At 69.6% G+C, this 22,382-nt stretch carries 22 protein-coding genes and 1 pseudogene; 4 read left to right on the top strand and 19 right to left on the bottom strand.

Annotated features, from left to right (window positions below; all coding sequences use genetic code 11):
• Positions 1-29: 29 nt before the first annotated feature.
• The 4 genes from haaN to haaT form a co-directional block, all read right to left on the bottom strand.
• Positions 30-515: a cyclophane-containing RiPP N-acetyltransferase HaaN gene (gene haaN / locus ACFYO0_RS35885; RefSeq protein ID WP_388684666.1), complete on the bottom strand. Its 486-nt coding sequence runs from the start codon at positions 513-515 to the stop codon at positions 30-32.
• Between the two features lie 92 nt (positions 516-607).
• Positions 608-1,765 (bottom strand): FxsB family cyclophane-forming radical SAM/SPASM peptide maturase, encoded by a 1,158-nt coding sequence (locus ACFYO0_RS35880; protein WP_388684664.1) that lies wholly within the window; start codon positions 1,763-1,765, stop codon positions 608-610.
• 13 nt (positions 1,766-1,778) lie between these two features.
• Entirely contained in the window at positions 1,779-1,982 is a 204-nt protein-coding gene (gene haaA, locus ACFYO0_RS35875; protein WP_388684661.1) for a HaaA family cyclophane-containing RiPP peptide, read from the bottom strand.
• Positions 1,983-2,121: 139 nt separating this feature from the next.
• Positions 2,122-4,878 (bottom strand): cyclophane-containing RiPP biosynthesis TPR protein HaaT, encoded by a 2,757-nt coding sequence (gene haaT / locus ACFYO0_RS35870; protein WP_388684659.1) that lies wholly within the window; start codon positions 4,876-4,878, stop codon positions 2,122-2,124.
• Between the two features lie 532 nt (positions 4,879-5,410).
• Here haaT and ACFYO0_RS35865 point away from each other — a divergent pair.
• The 3 genes from ACFYO0_RS35865 to ACFYO0_RS35855 all read left to right on the top strand — a co-directional run bounded on the left by ACFYO0_RS35865 (position 5,411) and on the right by ACFYO0_RS35855 (position 7,533).
• Positions 5,411-6,160 carry a DUF317 domain-containing protein gene (locus tag ACFYO0_RS35865; RefSeq protein ID WP_388684658.1) on the top strand — a complete coding sequence of 250 codons (750 nt, stop codon included), beginning with the start codon at positions 5,411-5,413 and terminating at the stop codon, positions 6,158-6,160.
• 122 nt (positions 6,161-6,282) lie between these two features.
• Positions 6,283-6,729: a hypothetical protein gene (locus ACFYO0_RS35860; protein WP_388684657.1), complete on the top strand. Its 447-nt coding sequence runs from the start codon at positions 6,283-6,285 to the stop codon at positions 6,727-6,729.
• Positions 6,730-6,822: 93 nt separating this feature from the next.
• On the top strand, positions 6,823-7,533 hold the full coding sequence (locus ACFYO0_RS35855) for a hypothetical protein (protein ID WP_388684656.1): 711 nt from the start codon (positions 6,823-6,825) through the stop codon (positions 7,531-7,533).
• A 199-nt stretch (positions 7,534-7,732) separates the two neighbouring features.
• Here the strand turns inward: ACFYO0_RS35855 and ACFYO0_RS35850 are convergent, their stop codons facing one another.
• From ACFYO0_RS35850 to ACFYO0_RS35800, 11 genes are all read right to left on the bottom strand, one after another.
• On the bottom strand, positions 7,733-8,734 hold the full coding sequence (locus ACFYO0_RS35850; protein WP_388684653.1) for a ParB N-terminal domain-containing protein: 1,002 nt from the start codon (positions 8,732-8,734) through the stop codon (positions 7,733-7,735).
• Between the two features lie 67 nt (positions 8,735-8,801).
• Positions 8,802-10,523: a relaxase/mobilization nuclease domain-containing protein gene (locus ACFYO0_RS35845; protein ID WP_388684651.1), complete on the bottom strand. Its 1,722-nt coding sequence runs from the start codon at positions 10,521-10,523 to the stop codon at positions 8,802-8,804.
• Entirely contained in the window at positions 10,520-11,167 is a 648-nt protein-coding gene (locus ACFYO0_RS35840) for a MobC family plasmid mobilization relaxosome protein (RefSeq protein ID WP_388684648.1), read from the bottom strand. Before ACFYO0_RS35840 ends, ACFYO0_RS35845 begins: the two co-directional genes overlap by 4 nt.
• Positions 11,168-11,207: 40 nt before the next feature.
• The gene (locus ACFYO0_RS35835) at positions 11,208-11,642 is read right to left on the bottom strand and encodes a hypothetical protein (protein ID WP_388684646.1); all 435 of its coding nucleotides are present in this window, start codon (positions 11,640-11,642) and stop codon (positions 11,208-11,210) included.
• Positions 11,643-11,691: 49 nt separating this feature from the next.
• A complete protein-coding gene (locus tag ACFYO0_RS35830) occupies positions 11,692-11,955 on the bottom strand; it encodes a hypothetical protein (protein ID WP_388684644.1) in 264 nt (87 codons plus the stop codon).
• Positions 11,952-12,902 (bottom strand): hypothetical protein, encoded by a 951-nt coding sequence (locus tag ACFYO0_RS35825; protein ID WP_388684642.1) that lies wholly within the window; start codon positions 12,900-12,902, stop codon positions 11,952-11,954. The genes ACFYO0_RS35830 and ACFYO0_RS35825 overlap by 4 nt, the downstream gene beginning before the upstream one ends.
• On the bottom strand, positions 12,899-13,588 hold the full coding sequence (locus ACFYO0_RS35820; RefSeq protein ID WP_388684640.1) for a hypothetical protein: 690 nt from the start codon (positions 13,586-13,588) through the stop codon (positions 12,899-12,901). The genes ACFYO0_RS35825 and ACFYO0_RS35820 overlap by 4 nt, the downstream gene beginning before the upstream one ends.
• A gap of 9 nt (positions 13,589-13,597) precedes the next feature.
• A complete protein-coding gene (locus tag ACFYO0_RS35815) occupies positions 13,598-13,957 on the bottom strand; it encodes a hypothetical protein (protein ID WP_388684637.1) in 360 nt (119 codons plus the stop codon).
• On the bottom strand, positions 13,954-14,316 hold the full coding sequence (locus ACFYO0_RS35810; RefSeq protein ID WP_388684634.1) for a hypothetical protein: 363 nt from the start codon (positions 14,314-14,316) through the stop codon (positions 13,954-13,956). Before ACFYO0_RS35810 ends, ACFYO0_RS35815 begins: the two co-directional genes overlap by 4 nt.
• 421 nt (positions 14,317-14,737) lie before the next feature.
• Positions 14,738-14,941 (bottom strand): hypothetical protein, encoded by a 204-nt coding sequence (locus tag ACFYO0_RS35805; RefSeq protein ID WP_388684632.1) that lies wholly within the window; start codon positions 14,939-14,941, stop codon positions 14,738-14,740.
• Between the two features lie 177 nt (positions 14,942-15,118).
• Positions 15,119-16,561 (bottom strand): recombinase family protein, encoded by a 1,443-nt coding sequence (locus ACFYO0_RS35800; RefSeq protein WP_388684629.1) that lies wholly within the window; start codon positions 16,559-16,561, stop codon positions 15,119-15,121.
• 23 nt (positions 16,562-16,584) lie between these two features.
• Between ACFYO0_RS35800 and ACFYO0_RS35795 the strand changes: the two are divergent.
• Positions 16,585-17,022, top strand: a pseudogene (locus tag ACFYO0_RS35795) (aminotransferase class I/II-fold pyridoxal phosphate-dependent enzyme); the annotation flags it as partial.
• Positions 17,023-17,260: 238 nt separating this feature from the next.
• On the opposite strand, the gene ACFYO0_RS35790 reads toward ACFYO0_RS35795, so the two are convergent.
• From ACFYO0_RS35790 to ACFYO0_RS35775, 4 genes are all read right to left on the bottom strand, one after another.
• The gene (locus ACFYO0_RS35790; RefSeq protein ID WP_388684627.1) at positions 17,261-17,569 is read right to left on the bottom strand and encodes a hypothetical protein; all 309 of its coding nucleotides are present in this window, start codon (positions 17,567-17,569) and stop codon (positions 17,261-17,263) included.
• 334 nt (positions 17,570-17,903) lie between these two features.
• A complete protein-coding gene (locus tag ACFYO0_RS35785; protein ID WP_386342559.1) occupies positions 17,904-18,440 on the bottom strand; it encodes a YbjN domain-containing protein in 537 nt (178 codons plus the stop codon).
• A gap of 244 nt (positions 18,441-18,684) precedes the next feature.
• Positions 18,685-21,297: an ATP-dependent chaperone ClpB gene (clpB, locus tag ACFYO0_RS35780; RefSeq protein ID WP_388684625.1), complete on the bottom strand. Its 2,613-nt coding sequence runs from the start codon at positions 21,295-21,297 to the stop codon at positions 18,685-18,687.
• A gap of 314 nt (positions 21,298-21,611) precedes the next feature.
• Positions 21,612-21,947 carry a hypothetical protein gene (locus ACFYO0_RS35775; RefSeq protein ID WP_119101612.1) on the bottom strand — a complete coding sequence of 112 codons (336 nt, stop codon included), beginning with the start codon at positions 21,945-21,947 and terminating at the stop codon, positions 21,612-21,614.
• Positions 21,948-22,382 lie beyond the last annotated feature (435 nt).

Raw genomic sequence — 22,382 nt, 5'->3', positions numbered from 1 at the left:
TGACCGGCGCTCTTCAAGGGGGAAACCTCTCATTCTGAGGCCGCTCCGGTGTCGACTCGGTAGACGATCTTCCCGTCGAACTCCGCGAACCCGAGTGACTTGTAGAAGGCCCGTGCCCCCGGGTTGTCGCTGTCGGTCATCCATTCCACGCGGCTACACCCGGGGCGCGCCGCGGCGATGGCACGGAGTTCGTCCATGAGGCGGGCACCGACGCCCTGCCGTCGGAGCGTGCCACGGACGTAAAGCTCCTTAAGGAAGAGGGAGTGCGAGGAGCCGGCGGCCGGCCAGAGGAGGGAATAGGCGGCGAGGCCCACGATGTCCCCGGTCTCGTCCTCGACGAGCAGGGCGGAAGCCAGCGGTGGCACGCCGAAGAGGGCTTCTTCCACCTGGAGGCGGCGCTCCTCGATCGGCTGGATATCTGTGTCGGTCGCCCCGTAGAACCGCTCGATCTCCTCGATCAACTCGGCCACGGCCGGGACGTCCCGCTTCTCCGCGGGACGGATCGTCACGGTCATCGGCGCCTCCTGTCCTTCCTCGATTGCTTCGGTCGCTGCTGCACTCGTTCGTTCCAACGCGTGATCCCCTCCTGGCGGTACGGCACACGCGTCTACGGCGGCGACGCGGGCGCGTAGGGGTTCCAGCCGTGCTGCCGCAGGGAGCCCTGGACGTGCTGGATGAGGTACTCCAGGTCCGCGCAGTAGACAGATGGGTTCCGGTAGCCCTGGGCTTCGCTGAAGCGGTTTGGGAGGTAGCCACCGCCGCACACGTCCACGAGTGGGCAGGCGCGGCACTGCTCGGCGAGCGCCTCTTTGCCGTGCTGCCGGTGCAGCAGCTTCGGGTGCGACAGCGCTTCGTCGAAGGAGTGGCGGAGGACGTCGAGCCCGAGCCAGGAGGCGCCCTCCTCGACCGACCGCAGGGTGTCCACGGCCTCGATGGAGCCGTCGGACTCGATCACGACGCTCGTCGGCGGGGCCAGGCCGAGTGTCTCCACCGAGCCGCGCACGCCAGAGCTGAGGGCCACGATGTCCTCCAGCATCCGGACGCTGTGCCGATACTCGGGCCGGGCGAGCCAGGCGTCGTACACCTTGCTCATCCACAGCCCGTACTCGGGCACGCTCGGGTCGGCGCGGTGCGGCGGGTCGTCGTGGGTCGCGTGCGGCAGGCCGAAGTCGATCACGGGCGGTTCGAACGCCGCCAGGTAGTCGTGGACCTCCACGGGGTCGTTGGCCAGGTCCACGACGGCGAGCAGCCCCGCGAACAGGTGTGGCCGCGACCGCAGGAGTTCGATGCCGCGCACGGCGGAGGCGGCGCTCGACCGCCCGGCGTGCGTCAGCCGGTGCCGGTCATTCGCACGCGGCGGTCCGTCGAGGCTGACGCCCACCGCGACCTCGTACTGTTCGAAGAGGTCCAGCCACGCACCGGAAAGAAGAGTCCCGTTGGTCTGGAGCTCGAAGAGGACCCGGGTCCCCGCCGGCGCGGCGGCACGGACGGCCTCCAGCAGACCGGCCATGTGCCCGGCGCCAACGAGAAGCGGCTCTCCACCGTGCAGTACGACGTGGATGGTCCGAAGGCGGTGTGCGGAGGCGTGCTCACCTATCCGCCGGGCCGCAGCCCACACCACAGCGAGGTCCATTCGGGCGGGCAGGCGCCGCGCCGCCTGGTCCTTGGAGTTGAAGACGAAGCAGTAGTCGCAGTCGATATTGCAGCGGTTGGCGACCTTGAGGATGAACGTCCGGAAAGGAACGGGGCCTTCGGGTTCTGTCATCGAGCGGACGTGCTCACAGCGGCCAGGGCCAGATGAGCGAGGCCGCGTGGGCACCGTCGCCGACCCGGGCCGTCGCGCCCTCCTCTGCCTCCAGCCGTTGCCGGACACGGACGGCCACGCGATCCAGGACGGCAGTGCCGGCCGCCGTCGGCTCCCTGGACGCCGGGCCGGCGGGCGTGATGGTGCGTGGCTCGGTGACGGACGTGGGTGACGGCATTCAACGCTCCTCGTGAGGTACGTGCCGGAGGTGGCACGGTGCGACGGGGTTGAAGCGACAGATCAGCCGGAAACGTAGCATCCTCAACCACCCACCTGGCACAGGAATTTCGGCCACTTGGTCGGCGTCAGCCGGACCGCTACACCAGTAACCGTTCGATGTCGTCCACGGACGCGCTCACTCCCAACCGCCGGTAGAGAGTCACGGCGGCTCGCAGCGAGCCCACGCCGTGACCAGGCCCGTCAACCGTCCAGTCGCAGCGGCCGATACCCTCCAGCGCCCGCGCCTCCTCCAGCGGGCAGCGGATGTCCCGCGCGAGCGTGAGCGCCTGACCAAAGTGCCGACGGGCGGCTGTCGGTTCATCGGAGGTGAACAGCAGCATCCCCCAGTGGTTCAGTGCCTCCGCCTCGCCGCACCGGTCACCCAGGCCCCGCAGGATCTCCAAACCGCGCTGGAACGCGTCGATCGCACCGTCGCGCTCACCGACGATCCCGCGCGCCACGCCCAGCTCGCTCAGCGAGGCGGCCTCACCCCCGCGGCTGCCGAGCTCGCGATAGGCCCCCAGGGCCTCCTCCAGAAGCCGGATCGCCTCTGCCGCATCCCCGGTCACACGCTCCACGACGCCAAGGTGACGGACGCTGTTCGCGCGGCCGAACCGTTCACCGAGCTCAGTGAAGTGCGTCAGGGCCTGGCTGTGTGCCGTCCGCGCTGCCTCGATGTCTCCGGTCAGCCGTCGGACGACGCCCAACTCGTTCAGCGCGTAAGCCTGGTGAACACGGTCGTCCAGCTCCAGGTAGATGTCGAACGCTTCCTGGTGATGCCGCGCGGCCAGGTCGTACGCGCCCATGAGGCAGCGCACGACGCCCAGGTCCCGCAGGGAGTTCGCCTCTCCGTACCGGTCACCGAGTTCCCGGTAGATCGCCAGGGCCTCGCTCTGTGCCTCCACAGCCGCGTCGAACCGGCTCAACTGCCGGTGTGTCATGCCGAGGTCCGCGAGCGCGTTCGCCTGCCCGAGCCGGTACCCCAGCTCTCGGTAGAGGGCGAGGGCCTCGGTCTGGGCGCGGGCCGCGTCCTCGTTGTCCGCGGTCAGGTACCAGACAATGCCGAGCTGGTTCAGTGCCTCGGCCTTGCCACGCCGGTCGTCGACCGCTTCGTACGCCGTCACCGCGTCGTTGAGGGCCTCGATCGCCTGTGGGTAGGCAGCCATGAAACGGCGTACGACACCCAGCTCGGCGAGGGCATCACCCCGCGCCCGCTGGTCGCCGGTATGGCGGGCGGCCTCGGCAGCGGTCCGATGGAGCGCGACGGCCTGGTCCCAGGGGCCGGCCTGGCGCAGGAAGGGCGCCATGGCCGCAGCGAGTCGGACCACGAGGTCGTACAGGGCGAGGCCGTTCGCCCGACGGACGCAGGCCAGGATGTTGGCCCGCTCGGTCTCCAGCCAGCTCAGGGCATCCGCCCGCGACTCAAGGACCGGGGTCTCCACCCGCGAGGTGTCGTCCGGCGCCGGCGGCACCGCGGCTCCGCTGCGCCCGATGTGCCCGTTCGCGACGGCGAGAGCGGCCAGGTAGTAGGTGCACACACGCTGGACGGCCTGTACGTGGTCCATGCTGTCTCCCTCGGCAGCGAGACCGCGAGCGTAGTCGCGCAGGAGATCATGCAGCCGGTACCGACTCCCCGGGTGCTCATCGATCAGGTGGTCGTCGTAGAGCGCCTCAAGGTGCCGACGGGCCACCACGACCGAGACCTCACCAAGCGCCGCACCGACGTGCGAGTCGAGATCGGTGCCGGGGAAGACCCCGAGCTGTCGGAAGAAGTGCTGCCGCTCCGGCGCGAGATCCCGATAGGAGAGATCGAACGTCGCGGTGACGGCACGTTCCCCGGCACGCAACTCTCCCAGCCGGTCCCGCGCCGCCACCAGCCGCCCGCGCAGGTCCTCGGCGCTCCAAGACGGATGGTGCCGCAACCGTGCCGCGAGCAGCGACACCCCCAGCGGCAGACACCCGCACAGCCGCACCAACTCGTCCACCACATCCCGGCCGAGAGCGTCGGCCGGCCGCCCACTGAGCCGCACGAAGAGGTCGACCGCGTGATCCGGCGGCAGCGCGTCCACCGACATGACCACCTCCTCGTTCGCCACCAGCCGCTTGCGACTGGTCACCAACACCAGACACCCGCTCCCACCGGGGAGCAGTGGCTCCAACTGTCGGTAGCTGGCCGCGTTGTCGAGAATCAGCAGCGCCTTCTTGCCCGCGAGCCTGCTCCGCCACATGGCGGCCCGGGCCTCCGTAACCGCTCCGACGTCGTCACCGACGGGAATCTGCTGTGTCGGCACGCCGGCGGCCGCGAGAAGCGAGGCGAGCGCCTCGCCGGCCTGCACCGGGGTACGCCCCGGCGTGTGCCCGTTGAGGTTCACGAAGAGCTGTCCGTCGGGGAACCGCTCGGAGAGCAGGTGGCCGGCGTGCACGGCGAAGGTGGTCTTCCCGACGCCTGGCATGCCGTCGATCACGTGAACGGGCAGCCCCTCGCCACGCTCCTGTGAGGCCCGCACCGAGCCCACCAGCCGCTCCAGCTCCGCGGCACGGTCGGTGAACGCGGCGGTGTCGCGCGGCAACGAACGCAGCACCTGGGCGGCCCCGGGTGGCCCCACTCCATCCTCCGGTCGCCCCGTTGGGGTGGGAGGCCGAGTCTCGGAGAGCCCGGCGAGCAGGGCCGTCAGCCCCGCCATCGCCACGCCCAACACGACGAACGAGAACCAGGCGTGCTCCTGTAACCACCCCAGCCAACCGGGCCACCGCGACTCATCGGACACGGCGTTCGTGACGAGCCCGACCAGCATCGTGGTCACAGCGCCGCCTCCGGCGACGACGGCGATCGCGAGTCCGCGCCGGAGTCTCATGCGGAGGCCCCAGCAGCCGAGGGAACGGCCGATTCCCCCCTGGTGCCGCTGATGAGACACCACGCACTGCCAACCGACCTGGTCACGAAGGCAACCCCCGAGTAGAACGCCCCAGCTTCCCTAACGGAACAGTCCTCGTAGACCTTGGTCAAGGGCGCGTCTGCGCCATGGGGGTGCACCAGCTTCCGCAAGGCGCGCTGTCGGCTACGACAACGGCAGGGCTAGGACTCCCAGGCTAGTCGATCAAGTGCGGGATGTGGACCGCGCTGCGTGCCATCGGTGGCCGTCCGTCGTGGGCCACCGCGACGTATGCCGCTGGCGATCACACGCCGGAGCTGCGATGGGCGCGGCCCGCCTCTTTGGGCAATCCTGTCCATCTTTCCACTAGTTCGCCACAGGCAGACAGGAAAGATCCCGAAACGACTGGCGAACAGCCGCACAGCCATGTCACCCTCCAACACCTTGCCGGAAGACCTGGTCAGGGAAGTGATGCCGATGATCCTGGACGGCCAGTGTTCTACCCCACGAGCTCATGGAGGCGCCCCTGCTCCCGCACCACTCCAGCGACCGCTCCCGACCGGACTTGCCGGACCCGGTGTACTGGGTCACCCCGCGTCATCTGGCCGGCGACGACGGTGTGCTCGCCGAACGGATCGGCGACATCCTGTCCGACCTCGGCTGGCGCATGTGGCCCGCCTCCCGTCACACCCTTCTGTACGTAAGCCCGGACGGGCTGCGTGGCGCCGAGTGGATCCTCGCGGCCTACCCGTTCGAGCTGGGCGGTCTGCCCGTCGCCTGGCAGCTGAGCGCCCGCGCGCATGCCGCCTCCGCGATGCCGGAGTGGAACGCGTACTTCACCACCGGCGTCTCCTACGAGGCGCTCGCCGATCTCCTCATGGCGCTCGACGCCCGTGAGGCGCCCGACGTCGCCTTCAAGGAGCCCGAAACGGTCCTCGACGCGCTCAGTGTCCGGGGCTGGATCCGCGACGTGGACCGGCCCCACACCACTGCCACGGACCCAGGGTTCTCCTCCTGCGTCTCTCAGGAGATGCTGCCGCCGCTCATCCAGGACGCCGACCCGCGGCCGGATTTGGTGGGTTGGCAGGCGTGGGCGGAGCCCGTGCCCGGTGCGCCGTATCTGTGGTGCGCCAGCTTCAGCGCCAGCGTCCCCCATGACCTGGTCGCCGCGTTCGCCTCCTCGCTCGCCTCCCCGGTGCCGGTGCCTCGCCACACTGTGCCCAAGATCGCGGAGAGGCGGCTCACTATCGTCCGCCGCAGCTGACAACACCTGCCGCAGAGGAGCTGCTGTTGTGCGGCCCGTCACCGAATCCCCCCGAGTTGCAGCCGGCCAGACGTATGAGGAGCGTCCCCCGCGCCTGCCCTATGACAGAGAAGGAGAGAGTCTTGTTCTTTCGACGCACTCGCGAGGACCGCGCGTTCCGTGAAGCCCAGCGTGCGGGCCACGAGTTGCTCCTGCGGCTGCAGTCCGCACGGCCGTGGCCCGACTGCCCCGAGCCGATCACACAGGCCCCTGCCGCGGAGGAAACGGTGGTGCCTCATTTCCTGCCGCCGGAGTTGCGGGTGCCGTCGCGCCATGAGGTGGCCGGGATGATGATGCGCTGGCTGCAGCCGCTCGTCGTCGACGGCGAGGTCCGTACGTGTCCCGGGTGCGGTGCGTACCGGGACTGGATCGTCTTCTGCATGCGCGACGACTCGGTGTGGCTGCGCTGTCGGGCGGGCCACGAGACAAAGGAGCCCGGCCTGGATGCGGCCTGGTTCAACCGCCACTCCGGTCCCGTCGACCGGTTCCACCCCACTCTCGAAGAGGGCCTGCGCCACCTCGGCCATTGACCTACCGAAACCCCCACTCCCCTTCGTACTGCCGGCGCCTGGAGGGCCGGCCTGGTCAGACCGTCCGTTTCGCAGGCCACAAAGGGGTTTTCTATGCGCGTTCACACCACGACCGTCCTCAGCTTCAGCGCCCTCGCCGTCCTGGCCCTGGCGGGCTGTTCCCATGGCAGCGCCACCTCCTCCGGCCCGAGGTCGTCCACGACCATCCCGGTGCACCCGGACGGCCAGAGTGCCCCGGCGCCCACTCCCCTGTCCTCGACCGCACTGGCCAAGCGGCTCCTGGACGAGAGCGACCTCGGCGAGGGCTACACCCGCATGCCACAGCGCACTGCGGGGCACGACGACGTGACCGTGATCGACTGTCCCACGCTGGGGGAACTCGCTGGCGATGCAGCGGCCGGTGGCAGCCTCGATTTCCCGCGCAACGCGAAGGCGTCCTTCACCTATGCAGGCGGCCCCGGTTCCGAGGTAGCCGAGGAGTTGTACAGCGACACTGAGGACAAGCTCTCCCGAGAGGTAGGCCGGATCTTCGAGGCGATGACCTCCTGCCCCACCTACCAGGTCCTCGCCGGCGGTACCCCCGTCACGGTCACGACTCAGAAGGCGCTCGTCGCCCGCCAGCTGGGCGACGAGCAGTGGAGCCAGCTGCTGACCTTCACCGTCGGCGGGCGCAGCAGCATCGTCAAGCAGACGGCCGTCCGCACCGGGACGGTGGTCGTCGTGGTCTCCGGTAGCCCCGGCCTTGTTGATGCCCATGTGCGCAAGGCGGTCGCCAAGGTCACAGCGGTCAGGCTCACGGGGTGATGAGGCGGGATCGGCAGGCACGGACGGAGCCGCAGGTCCCAGGGTCAAGGCCGGTTCTCATAGCGTCAGATCCCTGCCCTGGTCGCGGAGTTGCCTGTCGTTTCCCCACGGTGGTGAGCCCCGTGACCTGGGCGGGCTTCACCGCCTTCGCCCCTGGAGGCCGGAGCCAACAAGGCCGGCCGCCAGGGGCGCCGCCGTGTCAGGCCAGGGCGGTCAGGTTCTGCACGAGGGAGCGGACTTCGGGCGTGAGGCCGTCAAGGATGTCCCGCCTGTAGGGGGTGTCGGGTCGGGCAGCGAGGTCTTGGACCGTAGCCCAGTTCTCGGCGACCACCTGGAGAGCCTGCTGCGCTTGCTGGACAGCGTTCCGCCGGTGGACGAGGAACTCTTCGGCGCGCTCGTGGGCCTGCTCCCAGGTAATGTCTCCCCGCTCGACGAGCTGGGCCAGGGGCGGGGTGGGATCGCCGTCGGAGAGGCGGAGAGCGTCCGTGTGCTGCACGGACTGCCGGAGCTGTTCTTCGTGCTGCCGCTGGTCGAGTGCGGCTATGGCGTCGTCGAGGGTGCGGAGCCCCTCGCTGACCTGTTCGGCGAAGTCGGGGGCGTGCTCGCGCAGGCGGCCGTGCTGGGCCTCGATCTCGGCAGAGCGGGCCTGGTGTTCGCGGACCGTGCTGTAGGCGGCATCGAGGCTGAGCTTGCCGCTGCGGACCTGCTCGGCGAGGTGGGGGTTGTGCTTGAGGACCGTGGCCGCGTTGGAGAGGCGGGTCAGGCTGATGCTGTGGACCTTGGCCTGGTGGCGCAGGGAGTGTTCCGAAAAGGAACGGGCCATCGCGACGATCATCGCCTGCTGGCCCTTGCTGATGTGCCGGCGGCGCAGGTTGTGGGCGAGTATCAGCCCCTTGGGGTCGCTGCCGGTATAGGTGGTGAAGCGCGGCTCGACGCCGGCGATCTCGCAGGCGGCCAGACGGTTACGTCCGTCGAGGAGGACGCCGTCGGCGCTCAGGACGATGGCCTCGTGCTGGCCCTCGGTCTTGATGGACTCGGCCAGGTCGTGCAGCTCGTCGGCGCTGAGCTTAGGGAACATGTCGGCGGTGGGGTGGGTCTGGATGATGTGCTCCTTGTCGGGTGGGGTGCCGGTGGCGCGCCGCAGATGTTCTGCGGCGTCGTAAGGCCGGGGACAGGGCTGTTGTCGTTGATCGGTCGTCATCGTGACTTCGGTGGTTCTCGGTAGCGGGTGCGAGGCGTGCGCGGCCGCTGCGTGAGGGGGCTGGTGCTCACCGCGGCCGGTGAGTGCGGGATGGCGGTGGCGCGGATGTGGGGGGTGTCGCGGCGGTGGCCCGCGCTGTGGACAGGACGTGGGGGATGTGAGGGCTACGGGATTGTGCGGCTCGTGCACCTGGGCCGGGGGCGTGCCGGTCGCCGAGGCGTTGGATGCGCCAGACGAGAACTTCGGATGCCGATTTGGCGTCGCTCAAGGAGCGTTGCTGGGCTGCCTGTCGGAGGACGGCTGCGGGGTTGTGGCCGGCGGCTTCGGCGGCGGCGAGGGCGGCTGTGAGTGCGGGCCAGGCAGCCTCGGTGAGGATCTGTCCGGAGTGGGAAGGCAGGACCTCGTGCAGGGTCCGGGCGTACCGATGGACGGTGCCGTCGGAAGGCCGACGCCCGGCGAGTACGGCGAGGCTGGTGGGGGCGATCTGGTCGTAGGCGGCCTGGAGATGGATGAGCGTTTGCCGGGCTGCTGCCACCTGCCGGTCGTGGTGGTGCAGCGCGCTGCGGCGCTGGGCTGCGAGGACGACGAGGATGGCGACGTCCAGGAGCATGGCCAGGCCGGTGTGGTCCGCGGGCTGGTAGCGCATGGCCTTCAGAGCACCGCGCAGGGCGCGGGCGTGCTGGTGGTCGGCGCGGGCACGGGTGTGGGCCGCGTGCTCGAAGGCGACGGCGGCGCGGTGGAGTTCGGCCTTGAGATGGACGGGGGCGTGGGCGGGCAAGGCGTAGAGGACTTCGCTGAAGGCGGTCAGGTGGGCTTGGGCGGCGCTGTCGGTGGCGTGATCGAGGTGGTGGGGGATGCGTTCTGCGGCGGCGGTGGCCTGGTGCCAAGGGCTGCGGCGGTAGTGGCCGGCTGGTGAGGCTGCCGTGGCGGTGTGCGCTTCGGCGGCGGCCAGACGCTGCTGGATCTGCGGGAGGGACAGGTCGGTGGCGAGGCTGGAGCCGGAGTACCAGATGGGTGTGCCGTCGTCAGGCAGGGCGACCTTGTAGCCGCCGAGGTCGCCGGAGGGCAGAGTGCGTGTTTCGACTTGAAGGCCGGCGTCGGCGAGCAGGTTGAAGAACTCGTCCAGGTCCTTCGCGTGGGAGAGCGCGGTGCGCACGGTGTGCCGAAGCTGCTCGCGAGCCGTCTTGTGGTGGCCCAGCCGTTTGGCCTTCTCCTGCTCGGCGCGGGTGGGGCGCTTCGCCGCCGGAGTGCCGGTGGCGGCTTCGGGGCCGCGCGGAACCTGGGTGAGGCCGAAGTCCTTCTCGATCCTGGCGAGTTCGGTCATGGCGCGGTGGTAGTCGTTCCAGTTCCGCGGCGGGCGCAGATCGCCGCGGACTTTGGTGGCGACGATGTGGATGTGGTCGTCCGCATGGCGCACGGCCACCCACCGGCAGCCGTCCGGATCGCCCTCCGGTGCGATGCCGGTCGCATGGACCATGCGCTTGGCGATCGTCGCCCACTCGGCATCGGTCAGGAGGCGGTCCTCGGGCGCGGCGCGCACCGAGCAGTGCCACACGTGCCCCTCGGGTGCCTTGTCGCCGGCCTGCTCGACCCGCAGATCCAGGGCCTTGGTGAGCTGGCCGAGCCGCTGCTTGTGCCCGGGACTGTCATACGGGCCGGGGTCAGGAACGAAGTCATCCCAGGATGCGACGATGTGCTGGTCGGTGTGTTCGTTGGCGCGGCCCTTGTCGAAGAGGTAAGCCAGGACGCCGTAGGTGTTGCTGCCCGGCTTGACGATGTTCGCGATCAACTTAGGCCGCCCGCCTTCTGCCCGGCTGCCCGGAAGGCCGCGTCGTCGATCGCCCGGACCGTGTCGTGGGCGGTGGCGAGCAGGCGCTCGGCCCGCTGAAGGATCGCGGCGTCCACAGGGTGTGGATCGCCGCCAGAGTTGAGGCGGCGGGCGATCTGGTTGACGTTGTTGCCGATCCGGGCGATCTGCGCCCGCTGGGTGGCGAGCTCGTCGACCGCATCGTCGTAGACAGTGCGAGGGGCCGCGACGGTGATCTCACCGCGGACGCGGGCCATGGTGGCGTCGGCGATGTATCGCGCCATGGTCACGTGCTCGGCTTTCGCCGCCGACTGGATGTCGTGCTTCTCATGCGGCGCAAAGCGGGCGGTTACGTGCTCGGAGCGCTGCGCGTCGAGGTTCGCGCGGCGGTGCGGCGTGTGCTGCTTGGCCCCAGTGACGAGACCGGTCGGCTGTTCGCCGGCGCTCACCCACTCCTGCTCTGGCACGCCCTCGTGCCGGAGCTGCTCCTCCGCCACCCCCGGGGCGGAGGTGTTCGCGATGGACCGGCCTATGGACGGTCCATCGCTATTGCTTGCTGCGCGTGTGACGGGAGTGGTGACCATCTGCTTCTGGGGGATGGGGAGTTCGGCGTACTGGTCGCGCACGAAGAGGTGTCCTTGTGTCGGGGTTGCGGGGGTGGTGGGTTCAGACGGCACGCGGTTGCGTGTTGAGCTCGGCGAACTGCTCGGCGGCGAGGTCGAGCAGATCCACCAGGTGCCGCTTCGGGAGGCGAGCGGCGGTCGTCAGGGCGTCGTCGATGCGAGGGTCGAGGGTGCTGACGGCATCCAGTCCGGCGGCGCGGGCGACAACCAGGCGCAGCTCGGCCTCAAGCCAGGCCCAGTGCTCGGTGGAGGGCACCGGGATCCCGTCGCCGACTCCGCCCCTGAGCCGGCTCAGGTAGTCACCGCCGGCGGACAGGATGTCGGGCAGGGGGATGTCGTCGCCGGCCATCCAACGGCCCTGGTCGAGCAGGGTGAGGATGGCGCAACGCAGCATGCTCATCTCGTCGCGTTCCGGAGCGGTGCAGATCGGGCAGGCGTCGTCGTGGCAGGTCCAGGCGGACACGGTCGAACGGGGCATGGCAGGTGGGCCTTTCAGCGATGGGTGGTCAGAGGTGCGGGGGGAGCGTTCAGTGGGGGTGGCCTGTACGGGCGGGCGCCTGGTGCTCGGCCTTGACCGCGTTGACGACGCTCTGGGCAAGGTCGGTGCCGACCTGATGGCCGTCGGCACGGACGGCTGCCTTGAGGGAGTCACGCGAGAGGCGACCCGTCTCGCGGTAGATGCGCTCCGCGTACGCGATGAGGACATGCCGCGGCAGGTCGGGCTTGCGACCCGGGCGTTTCGGCTCCGGCTTCTCGCCAGGCTCGGCAACCGTGTCTCTGCCCGTACTCACCTCCGCACCTGGATCAGTAGCGGATTGAGGGCGGACGATGGATTCCGGGCGGTCCGACCGGTGTACGCCTTCGTCGCCCGGATTCGGTACGGCCTCCGGGCACTCGGGCCTTGCCCGCTTCGCCGCGGCAGTGCGGGACTGACTGACTCGGTCTCCGGGCGTCTCCCACCGTTCGGGCAGCGGGAGCGAGGCCAACCGGGTGGCCTGCTGTCGGGTCCCGAGCTTCCGCAGCAGCAGCTCGTCCTGGCGAAGATCACCGTCGACGTCGGCCCTCTCCAGCGCTTCGTCTCGGGCATCGCTTCGATGCGGAGGATCAACGTGACGGCCCGGCTCAGGGCGCGCTCGCGGATGAGTCGTGCGGCATCGGCGTCCTGGTCGTGGATGCCCAGGCGCGCCAGGAGTCGCTCGCGTGCCTGCCGGCCGAGGATCGCGAGCAGGCTGCGTGAGGCGGCCTCGGGGGTGTGGTTGCGTAGCTCGATTCCCATGGCCAGGTGCCAGAGGACTGCGGCCATGACCGGGCCGATCAGGGCGCGGACCGTGCCGCCGACGGGACCGGACTCGGCGTAGGCGGGGATGATCTGTCCTCCGGTGATCACCCATACCAGGACGCCAGGCGGCCCCGGCGCCTGCCTGGGACCCTTCAGGTTCTGGCGCGCCATCAAGGCCATTGCGAACAAGGCCAGTTCAGCGGTGGCGAACATGAAGGCGCGCTCGACGGTGCTGCCCATGTCGAGGTAGTCGGCGGCGAAGCGCCAGCTGGTGTCCGCGCTATAGGCGGTGCAGCCGATTGCGGCGACAGCGGCAACCGGGATGGCGGCGGTACCACGTCGCTGCCCGACACCGGGCTTCTGGGCGCGTCGGCGCAGCAGCCATCCAGCGAGCAAGGCGACGACGAGGAACGGCGCGCCAATCGCGAGCAGGGACGAGGGTTCGAAGGCGTAGGTCACGCAGCTCCCTGTCGGGTGATTTTCGCGGCGGCGAGGTCGAGGCGCGTCGGGTGGGGCGTGGTGCGGGGCGCATTGCCTCGCGCGCGGCCGTCAAGGCCCACGCGTCGACTGCGGCAGGGTTCGCCCTCGCGGGCATGGCACCACGGGCACCGGACGCCAAGGGCGTCCGGGAGCCCTGCGGCGACGGCGGCCTCGCGTGCGGCACGGGCCGGACGGTAGGGAGCGAGCGCGGCGCGGACTGTCGGTGGGACGCACGATCCGATGGCGCGCAGACGGGCCTCCACGTCGGGGTGCGGGCCACCGTTGGTGAGCTGTCGGTGCGTCGAGGGCGCAGCCGTTCCGGTGGCCACGGCCTGCCGGGTGCCGAGCAGTTCGGCCCGCCATGCGGTCGGGTCGTCGGGGTCGGCGGCCGGCGCGGGGTCGGTGTGCCGGTCGAGACGGTCACGGCGGTACGTGCGCCACGCGCGGGCGACATCCACGGGCAGGATCGGGTAGGGCGAGTCGAGGACGTGCGCCCGAATCGCCCCGCGCACATCCCAGCCGTGGTCCGTGGCGAAGGGGACATCGTGGAGCAGTTCGTGCCACTGGGCGAGCTGGTCGCGGGCCTCGCCTGGGTCGGTACGGATCGTGCGGGGGTCCAGGCGGCCGATGTAGGCGAGGACGGCGGCGACTTCGCGGCGTTCCAAGGGGGTGAGTTACTCCATTCCTGTCGGTTCGTCGAGGGCGGCGAGGAGGGCGGCGGTGTGTGCTTCGGCGCGGGTCATGCCGCCTGCGAGTGGGGCGGCACCGCCGGGCAGGGCGCGCAGGTTCGGCCGTTCCGGGGTGGGAGTGCGTTCCCGGGCGATCCATGTGCGCCAGTCGGCGCCCCACGCGGCGGCTGGGCGGGGCGCCCACGTCGCCCGGTAGGTGCGCCATTTCTCGTCGGCCGCCCGCAGGCCGTGCTCGCCGAGTCGGGCGAGGTGCCCGTCGCGCCGCAGCCAGGCCCAGGTGGCGTCGTCGATCTCCCACTGGGCGGCGGTGATGAGGGAGGCAGAGCTGCTGCTCTTACCGTTCACCTTCGGTTCACTACCGTTCTGGGGGTCGGAATCCGTGCCCCCGGAGGGGCCGAATTCCGGTCCCCCTCGTCTGCTTGGTCGGCGAGGAAGGAGGCGGCGATCGGGAGGTGGTAGTACGTCTCTCCGCGCGGCCCCTTGCGGCCCGCGAGCTGCGTCAGCTCCCCGCTGGCGATCAGCTTCGTGAGGGCGTCGCGCACGGCCGTACGGGAGGCGTTCGAGCGCTTCATGAGGGTGGGCACGGACGCGTACGCGATGCAGCGGCGATCGCGGCACCGGTCGGCGATCAGGGCGAGGACCATGCGGGCGGTGCCCTTGCTGTTGCTGTGGTCCCACACCCATTCGCGGGCGTCGTAGCTCATCGGGTGGCGGCTCCTTCATCAGGGCAGGCGGGTGCGACGGGCCCTCTTCGGGCGGTGCACAGGGTGGGGGTGGGGGTGGGGCACCGTCCCCGGTGCCGACGTGTCGGTGAGGGCCGCGAGGGCACCGGGGGGATGAGACCCGGCCACCGTTGATTCCTTGGCCCAGAGCGCGCGCGCTGGGGTTCCTGTCCGCGCGGGCCAGCGCTCCAGGCGGAACACCAAGACAGCCACACCCGCGCGCGAAGATCCAGCGTTCGGCCGAGAAACCACACAGCTCACGGCGAACGCGTCCTTGGCGGCGTATCCGAAGCTGCCAGCCGGTGCGCTGATGCCGGTTGCTAGCGGCTGCAGGGCCGCCCTGCGAGTCAGTGCCGGCCGTCCTCGGACCCGCGACGAGGCAGGACCGTTCGTCCGGCTCCGGTCAGGCTGCCTGGACGTAGGTCGAGTTAGAGAGCAGGTCCGCGAGCCGCGTGGCGCTCCGTGGGCTGATCGTCGTCGTGAACCCCGCGCATACGCGCTGGAGAGCGGCGTCCCTCGCCGAGTCCACCTTCTGACGGACGGCGCGGGCTCCTTCGGGGGCGATGACGGGCTGGATGACGGCGGGTTCGGTCTGGCGTTGGGGCATGGACGTCCTCAGGGCGGCGTTCGGTCGGCGACCCGCCGGTGTGTGGTGAGGGCCGGCGGGTTGGCTGGGGAGGTCCATGCTCCGGAGAATCGCCGGTTAGGCTAACCGGCGATCGTCGGCTATGTTGCGTCCTTCATCGCCTCGGTCGGCAGGGCGAATTCCACCGGCCTCGCCCCGCTACAGCGGGTTCTGCTCGATGCTGATCCGGTCCCAGTCCATGAACCGGCCGAACTTCTTCGGCTCGTCGATGACCACCCCGGAGAACAGGAACCGCAGCACCGCGTTGCGCCGCTCATCCGTCATGTCCTCGGCGTCCCAGGCGGCCCGCGCGCCCGCGCCCGTCAGCCCGTCGAGAAGCACCATCGGCCGGACGACGACCTTGCGCTGCGCCTTCGCGATGCGATCGGTGATCTCCTTGCGCATCTTGCGGTACTCCGCCGTGGAGATCTCCTTCGCGGTCCACATCTGGTTCAGTTCGCCGAGCAGCCGCTGGTCGTCCTCCAACTCCTCGGTCACGCTCTCGGAGAGGTTGCTGCTGGCGAGTCGGCCGTCCACCCGTAGCTTGCCGAGCAGCTCAACTGCGGCGTCGGCGACGAAGTCCTCCAGCGTCTGGGCCATGATCGACCGGGTGCACTTCTTCTCGTCGTTCCGGCCCCGGCGGTTGCACTGGTAGACCGGGCCGGTGCCCTTCGCCGTACCCGACATCAGCGTCCCGCACCGCCCGCACATCACCAGGCCGCGCAGCAGGTAATAGCGCTGTGCGGGCTTGCTGAGCGCCTCCCGGTACACCGCCGACCGGTACTCGCGCCGCGTCCGCACCTCCGCCCACACGCCCGCGTCGATGATCGCGGGCCAGGCGCCGGGGCCGGCCTCCTCGCCCTGATGCATGCGGATTCCGGCGACGTGCCGTGAGTCGAGCAGCGCACGGACGGTGCCGCTGTTCCATGCCTTGCCGCCGGCCGTGCGGATGCCCCGCCTGTGCAGGTCCTTCGCGATGGGCGCCGCGCCTTCGCCCTTCAGGTAGCGGTCGAACACCTCCCGGACGATCTCGGCCTCTTCCTCGACGATCTTCATCCCGTCCTTGGTGTAACCGAAGCGCCTCACTCCACCCTGCGGCCTGCCCTCCCGTGCCCGGTCCTGCATCGCGGACTTCAACCGCCGTGAGGTGTCGTCCGAGGAGCGGCAGGCGTGCGCGACCTCGATGCGGAGGATGAAGCGGTCGTCGGGGTCGGAGAGGTCCCGCCGGTTCGCCTCGCCATGGAGGGTGATGGCGTGGTCGTCGGAGACCTGGAGCAGCTCCTCCAGGTCCCGGGGCTGCCGCATGAGCCGGTCAGGGTGGTAGGCGATGATGTGCCGGAAGGTACGGTTCCGGGCATCCTCCAGCAGGCGGTCCCAACCTGGCCGCTTGCGTTTGCGACTCCAAGCAGAGCGGCTGTTGTCCACGAAGATGTGGGCGGGATCGATGACGAAGCCGCGCCTTTCGGCGATCTCGCGGCAGATCCGCTCCTGGCGATCGACGCCCGTCTGATCGTCGTCGTCCGCCTGGGATATACGGCAGTAGATGGCGGCCGGCTCACCGGCGGTGCTGGAGTTGCCCCTGGTGGGCCTGTTGCGCGACATGTGAATGAGTGTACGAACGAGGAGTCGCCTGGGTGACGGCATCACCCGCGCTGGTCACAGCCGTGCGCTCGGCCAAGCAGTTCCTGACGTATGTCGCCTCCGGGCCCTTCCAATACGCCGTGGCCGAGGCCCTGCGCCTGCCCGACGCGTACTTCGCGGACTTCCACGCGGACATGCTGGCCAAACGGGACCTGCTCGCGGGCGGCCTGGAGCAGGCGGGCTTCAAGGTCTTCCGCCCGGCCGGCACGTACTTCATCACCACCGACATCCGGACCCTCGGCGAAAGCGACGGCTTCGCCTTCTGCCGCGCACTGCCGGAGCGCTGCGGGGTGGTGGCCATCCCCAACGCCGTCTTCTACGACCACCGTGAGCAGGGCGCACCCTTCGTGCGATTCGCCTTCTGCAAGCGGACGACGGTGCTGGAAGAGGCGGCCTCCCGACTCAAGACGCTGGCCGCATAACAGCCGACAGGCGTACCCGAAAGGGTACCGGCCATACGAACACGGTTGCTCCGAGCCGCCGCGCACCCAGTGGCGCGATGGATGGACGGGCACGACTGTTGACGCGGAGTTGGACGACCAGGTGGGGCGACTGGATTCAGGGGGAGCTGTGGCTGCTCCCGTCCTGGTTGGTTCGCCGACGGCTCGGGTTCACTGCCACCCTGGCGAACAGGCCCCCTGACACCTGGCGGGCCGGTGCTCATGACCCGATGGAGGTTTCCCCGCCGGTCCTCCTGCTCGACCACCGGGCCGACCGACCCCACGCGACCCGCGCCGCCGCGAGCGCCCGGCCGCGGCAGCTGCGCAACTGGCTCCGGGACAGCCTGGCCCGCTGCCCGCCGCCCGCGATCAGGGCGTTGACCGACGCCATCGGGTCGCCTCCGACCGTCCGCGCCACCAAGGCCCCGACCACCAGCGGGACCAGCGCCACCGAGAGGGCCGAACCGGTGGCGGTGACCGTGGCGGTGACGTTCCGGAGAGGGCGCGGGCGTGTGGTGTCCGTGGTCATGACGGCAGTGCACCAGCCGCCCGGGATCCGGGGATACCGGGCAACATACTCAGTCGCTGCGGCCGGGATACTCAGGTCACGCGGCGGGCAGGGCGAGCGCGAGCCGTGCGCTTCGCGTTCTGCAAGCGCACGGAGGTGCTGCAGGCGGCCTCGGAACGACTGCTCAAGCTGCGGCAGTAGCGTGAGCTGCGGCTTTGCCGAAGTCCGGTGCTGTACCGCGCCCCCGTCAAGGCGGCAGCGAAAAGCCCGGTCAGGGCGCGCGAACTTGCTGGTCGCGCCCCTGACCGGGCTCTCGTACGCATACGGGGCCGAGCCCCCGGGCAAAACGCGGAGGTTACTCCTCGTCGTCCTCGGGCTTCTCGGCGTCGTTGACCTCCTGCTCGAGGCCGAGCTGCTCGACAAGCCACTTGTCGAACTCGATGGCGGCCCGCACCCAGCTGACCGTCGAGGACACGAAGTGCTCCAGGCTGACACCGGTACCGATCAGCATCTGCGCCTCGCCGATGAGGCGGACGGTGCCGTCGTCGTGCGTGTGGCTGTAGACCTTGGGCCACAGCGTGCGCCGGTTCCAGTCGTCGATCGACTCGAGGAGCTGGGGCTTCTCGTCGATCTTGTGCGGCCGGTCGTAGAACGTCCGAACCGAGAAGACCTGCTGGTCCCCCTCGCCACGGAACATGAAGTACGTACGGAACTGCTCCCACGGCGCAGCGAGGTCACCCTCGTCGTCGACGACGTACTTCAGCTCCATCTGGTCCAGGAGCTGCTTCACGAGGTCCTGATCCGGGACGACGGGGCCCGCCGGTCCGCCGCTCTGCGGCTCTGGCTCGGGCTGGCCCCCGAAGTTCGGAATCGAGGACGGGTCGATGGACATACTTGGACACTCCTGTGCTCGTCTGGCTCGTCCGGCCATAGCTGAGACCAGACGTACACAGCCCACCCTCTCTCTCTTGCCCCGTGACCGGCAACCGCCCCAGGGGAAGGGCTTGCGAATGTGGCCGAATGAGCGGCGCGATGGCCAGGGGGAGATGCGTGCGCGCGCCCCCTGGCCCTCGGAACCACCGCCGAAACCACAGCCGGAATCACAGCAGAAATCACAGCCGAAATCACAGCTGGAATTACAGCGTCTTGCCCGTAGCCGGCCCCACGATCAACCCGTCGCCGAAGGAGTCCACCCGTACCGTGTCGCCGTCCTTCACCTCGCCTGCGAGGATCTCCTTGGCGAGGCGGTCGCCGATCGCGGTCTGGACGAGGCGGCGGAGGGGGCGGGCGCCGTAGGCCGGGTCCATGCCCTCGTCCGCCAGCCAGGTCAGGGCCTCGTCGGTGACCTCGAGGGTGAGGCGGCGTTCGGCGAGGCGCTTGGTGAGTCGGTCGATCTGGAGCCTGGCGATGCGTTCCAGTTCGGGCTTCGTCAGGGCCGAGAAGACGACCAGGTCGTCGAGGCGGTTCAGGAACTCCGGCTTGAAGGAGGCGCGGACCACCTCAAGGACCTGCTCCTTCTTCTCCGCCTCGGTGATGGTCGGATCGACCAGGAACTGGCTGCCCAGGTTCGAGGTGAGGATCAGGATCGCGTTGCGGAAGTCGACCGTTCGGCCCTGTCCGTCCGTGAGGCGTCCGTCGTCCAGCACCTGGAGCAGGATGTCGAAGACCTCCGCGTGCGCCTTCTCGACCTCGTCCAGCAGCACCACGCTGTACGGGCGGCGGCGGACCGCCTCCGTCAGCTGGCCGCCCTCCTCGTAGCCGACATAGCCGGGCGGGGCGCCGACCAGCCGCGCCACGCTGTGCTTCTCGCTGTACTCCGACATGTCGATACGGACCATCGCCCGCTCGTCGTCGAAGAGGAAGTCCGCGAGCGCCTTGGCCAGTTCGGTCTTGCCGACACCCGTCGGTCCGAGGAAGAGGAAGGATCCGGTGGGACGGTCGGGGTCCGAGATACCCGCACGCGTGCGGCGTACGGCATCCGAGACGGCCCGTACGGCCTCGGTCTGGCCGATCAGGCGGCGTCCCAACTCCTCCTCCATGCGCAGCAGTTTCTGCGTCTCGCCCTCCAGGAGCCGCCCGGAGGGGATACCGGTCCAGGCGGCGACGACGTCCGCGATGTCGTCCGCGCCGACCTCCTCCTTCACCATCGTGTCGGACTTGGACCCCGACTTCGACGCCTCCTCCTCTTCCTCGGAGGCGGCCTCCAAGTCCCTTTCCACGGCGGGGATCTCGCCGTACAGCAGCTTGGAGGCGGTGTCGAAGTCGCCGTCGCGCTGGGCGCGTTCGGCCTGCCCGCGCAGTTCGTCGAGCTTCTCCTTCAGTTCACCGACCCGGTTGAGGGACTGCTTCTCCTTCTCCCAGCGGGCGGTGAGGCCGCGCAGCTCCTCCTCCTTGTCGGCGAGATCGCGGCGCAGCTTCTCCAGGCGCTCACGGGAGGCGGGGTCGGTCTCCTTGCTGAGGGCGAGCTCCTCCATCCGCAACCGGTCGACGGTGCGCTGGAGTTCGTCGATCTCGACGGGAGACGAGTCGATCTCCATACGAAGCCGGGAGGCTGCCTCGTCGACGAGGTCGATCGCCTTGTCGGGCAGGAAGCGGGAGGTGATGTACCGGTCGGAGAGCGTGGCGGCGGCGACCAGCGCGCTGTCCGCGATCACCACCTTGTGATGGGCCTCGTACCGCCCCTTGAGCCCGCGCAGAATCGCGATCGAGTCCTCGACGGTCGGCTCGGCGACCAGCACCTGCTGGAAGCGCCGCTCCAGCGCCGCGTCCTTCTCGATGCGCTCGCGGTACTCGTCGAGGGTCGTGGCACCGACCATGCGCAGCTCACCGCGCGCGAGCATGGGCTTGAGCATGTTGCCCGCGTCCATGGCGGAGTCTCCGCCGGCGCCCGCGCCCACGACGGTGTGCAGCTCGTCGATGAACGTGATGATCTGCCCGTCGGACTCCTTGATCTCCGCGAGCACGGTCTTCAGCCGCTCCTCGAACTCACCGCGGTACTTGGCGCCCGCCACCATCGCGCCCAGATCCAGCGCGACGAGCCGCTTGTCCTTCAGGGACTCGGGCACATCGCCCTTGACGATGCGCTGGGCCAGCCCTTCGACGACCGCGGTCTTGCCGACGCCGGGCTCGCCGATGAGGACGGGGTTGTTCTTCGTACGCCGGGACAGCACCTGCACGACGCGCCGGATCTCCTGGTCCCGCCCGATGACCGGGTCGAGCTTCCCCTCACGTGCGGCGGCCGTGAAGTCGGTGCCGAACTTCTCGAGTGCCTTGTACTGGCCCTCTGGATCCGGTGTGGTCACGCGGCGCCCTCCCCTCGCTTTCTGGAAGGCCTCCAGCAGCTTCTTCGCACTGGCGCCCTGCTGGGAGAGTACGTCCCCCGTCTGGCCGCCCTTCGCGGCGATGCCGATGAGCAGGTGCTCCGTGGAGAGGTACTCGTCGCCCAGTTCCTTGGCCCGCTCCGTGGCATCGGCGATGACGGCGAGCAGCTCGCGGTTGGGCTGCGGCGGCGCGACGGTCGAGCCGGTCACGCTGGGGAGCGCGCTCAGTACGCGCTCGGCGCCGGTCCGTACGGCCGCCTGGTCCGCCTCTGTCGCGGCCAGCAGGTCGGTGATGTTCTCGTTCTCCTGCCCCTCGAGCAGTGCGAGCAGCAGGTGCGCGGGGGTGAGATCCGGGTGCCCCTCGGACACGGCCCGATTGCTGGCCGTGTTGATCGCGTCCCGGCTCCTGTTGGTCAGCTCGGCGTCCACGTCCGCTGTCTCCTCCTTGCGTCAGCCGTCGTCAGCCGTCGTTCAGTCGTCGTTCAGTCGTCACTCAACGCTGACTTCAGCAACGTACACAAAGTTGAGTCTATTCCACTCAAGGCGGTACGGGAGGCCTGTCAAGAAGGCCGGTACGCGCGGCGACGGGAAAGCGACGGAAACCAGCCGCGCTTCACAGCGCCCAGAACAGGCCCATACCAGGAGATTCCGCGCAAACGACAGCGGCGTCACCGTGTTCAGGTCACGGTGACGCCGCTGCGGGGGGAAGCACCTGAGCGATTTACTACGACGGGGGAATCGCGTCAGGCGCTGCGGGGGGTGGCTGAGATGGTTCGTACGTCCGGGGCTTCCGGCTCGACCAGCCGGTGGTCGCGCTGGTCGAGGTTCACAAAGATCATTCCGTACCGGATGGCGCACCGCACGGGCTGCGGCGCTCCTCGCGGGCGCCGTAGACACCGGTACGCCCGCACGTCGTCGTCCTCGTCCCGGGTGACGACGACCGGCTCTCCGAAGACGGTCACCATCAGTGAGTCACCACTGTGGGGGATGGCGGTGACCAGGTCGATGAAGTGCCAGCCGGAGCGGTAGGCGGTGGCCATTTCTCTGCGGAAGGAGCGGTCGTCGGGTGGGGTGGTCATGACTCGGCGGCCCACGAGCTGTCGTGTCCGGACCAGGAGCTGTCATCGTCGCCGCCGGTGGACGCCGGACTGCCCCAGCTACTGTCGCCGGGATCGGCGGCACGCGCCGGACTGACCCAGCTACTGTCGCCGGGATCGGCGGCAGGCGCGGCATTCACGCTCCAGGAACTGTCGCCTGCTCTAGCATCAACCTTCGTACCGTCGAGGCCACTCAGCACCCCGAAGGCCACAACGGCGGAGAAGGCGGCGGCAAGCGCCGAGCGAAGCATTCTCTTATGCATAGTCGGCTTCGTCCTCATTTGAAGGTCACCTCTCCCCCGTCGATTACGACGATGGCGCATTCAGGCACGTCATGGCCACCGAATGGATGCATCATGTTCCTGCACGTTCAGGACCCTGGGGGGTGGAGATTTGGGGACAAGCGAGACTAAGCAG

Origin of the sequence: Streptomyces sp. NPDC006365 (assembly GCF_042870755.1) — a bacterium.
GTDB lineage: Bacteria > Actinomycetota > Actinomycetes > Streptomycetales > Streptomycetaceae > Streptomyces > Streptomyces xiangluensis.
This window is presented reverse-complemented; position numbering and strand designations above follow the sequence as displayed.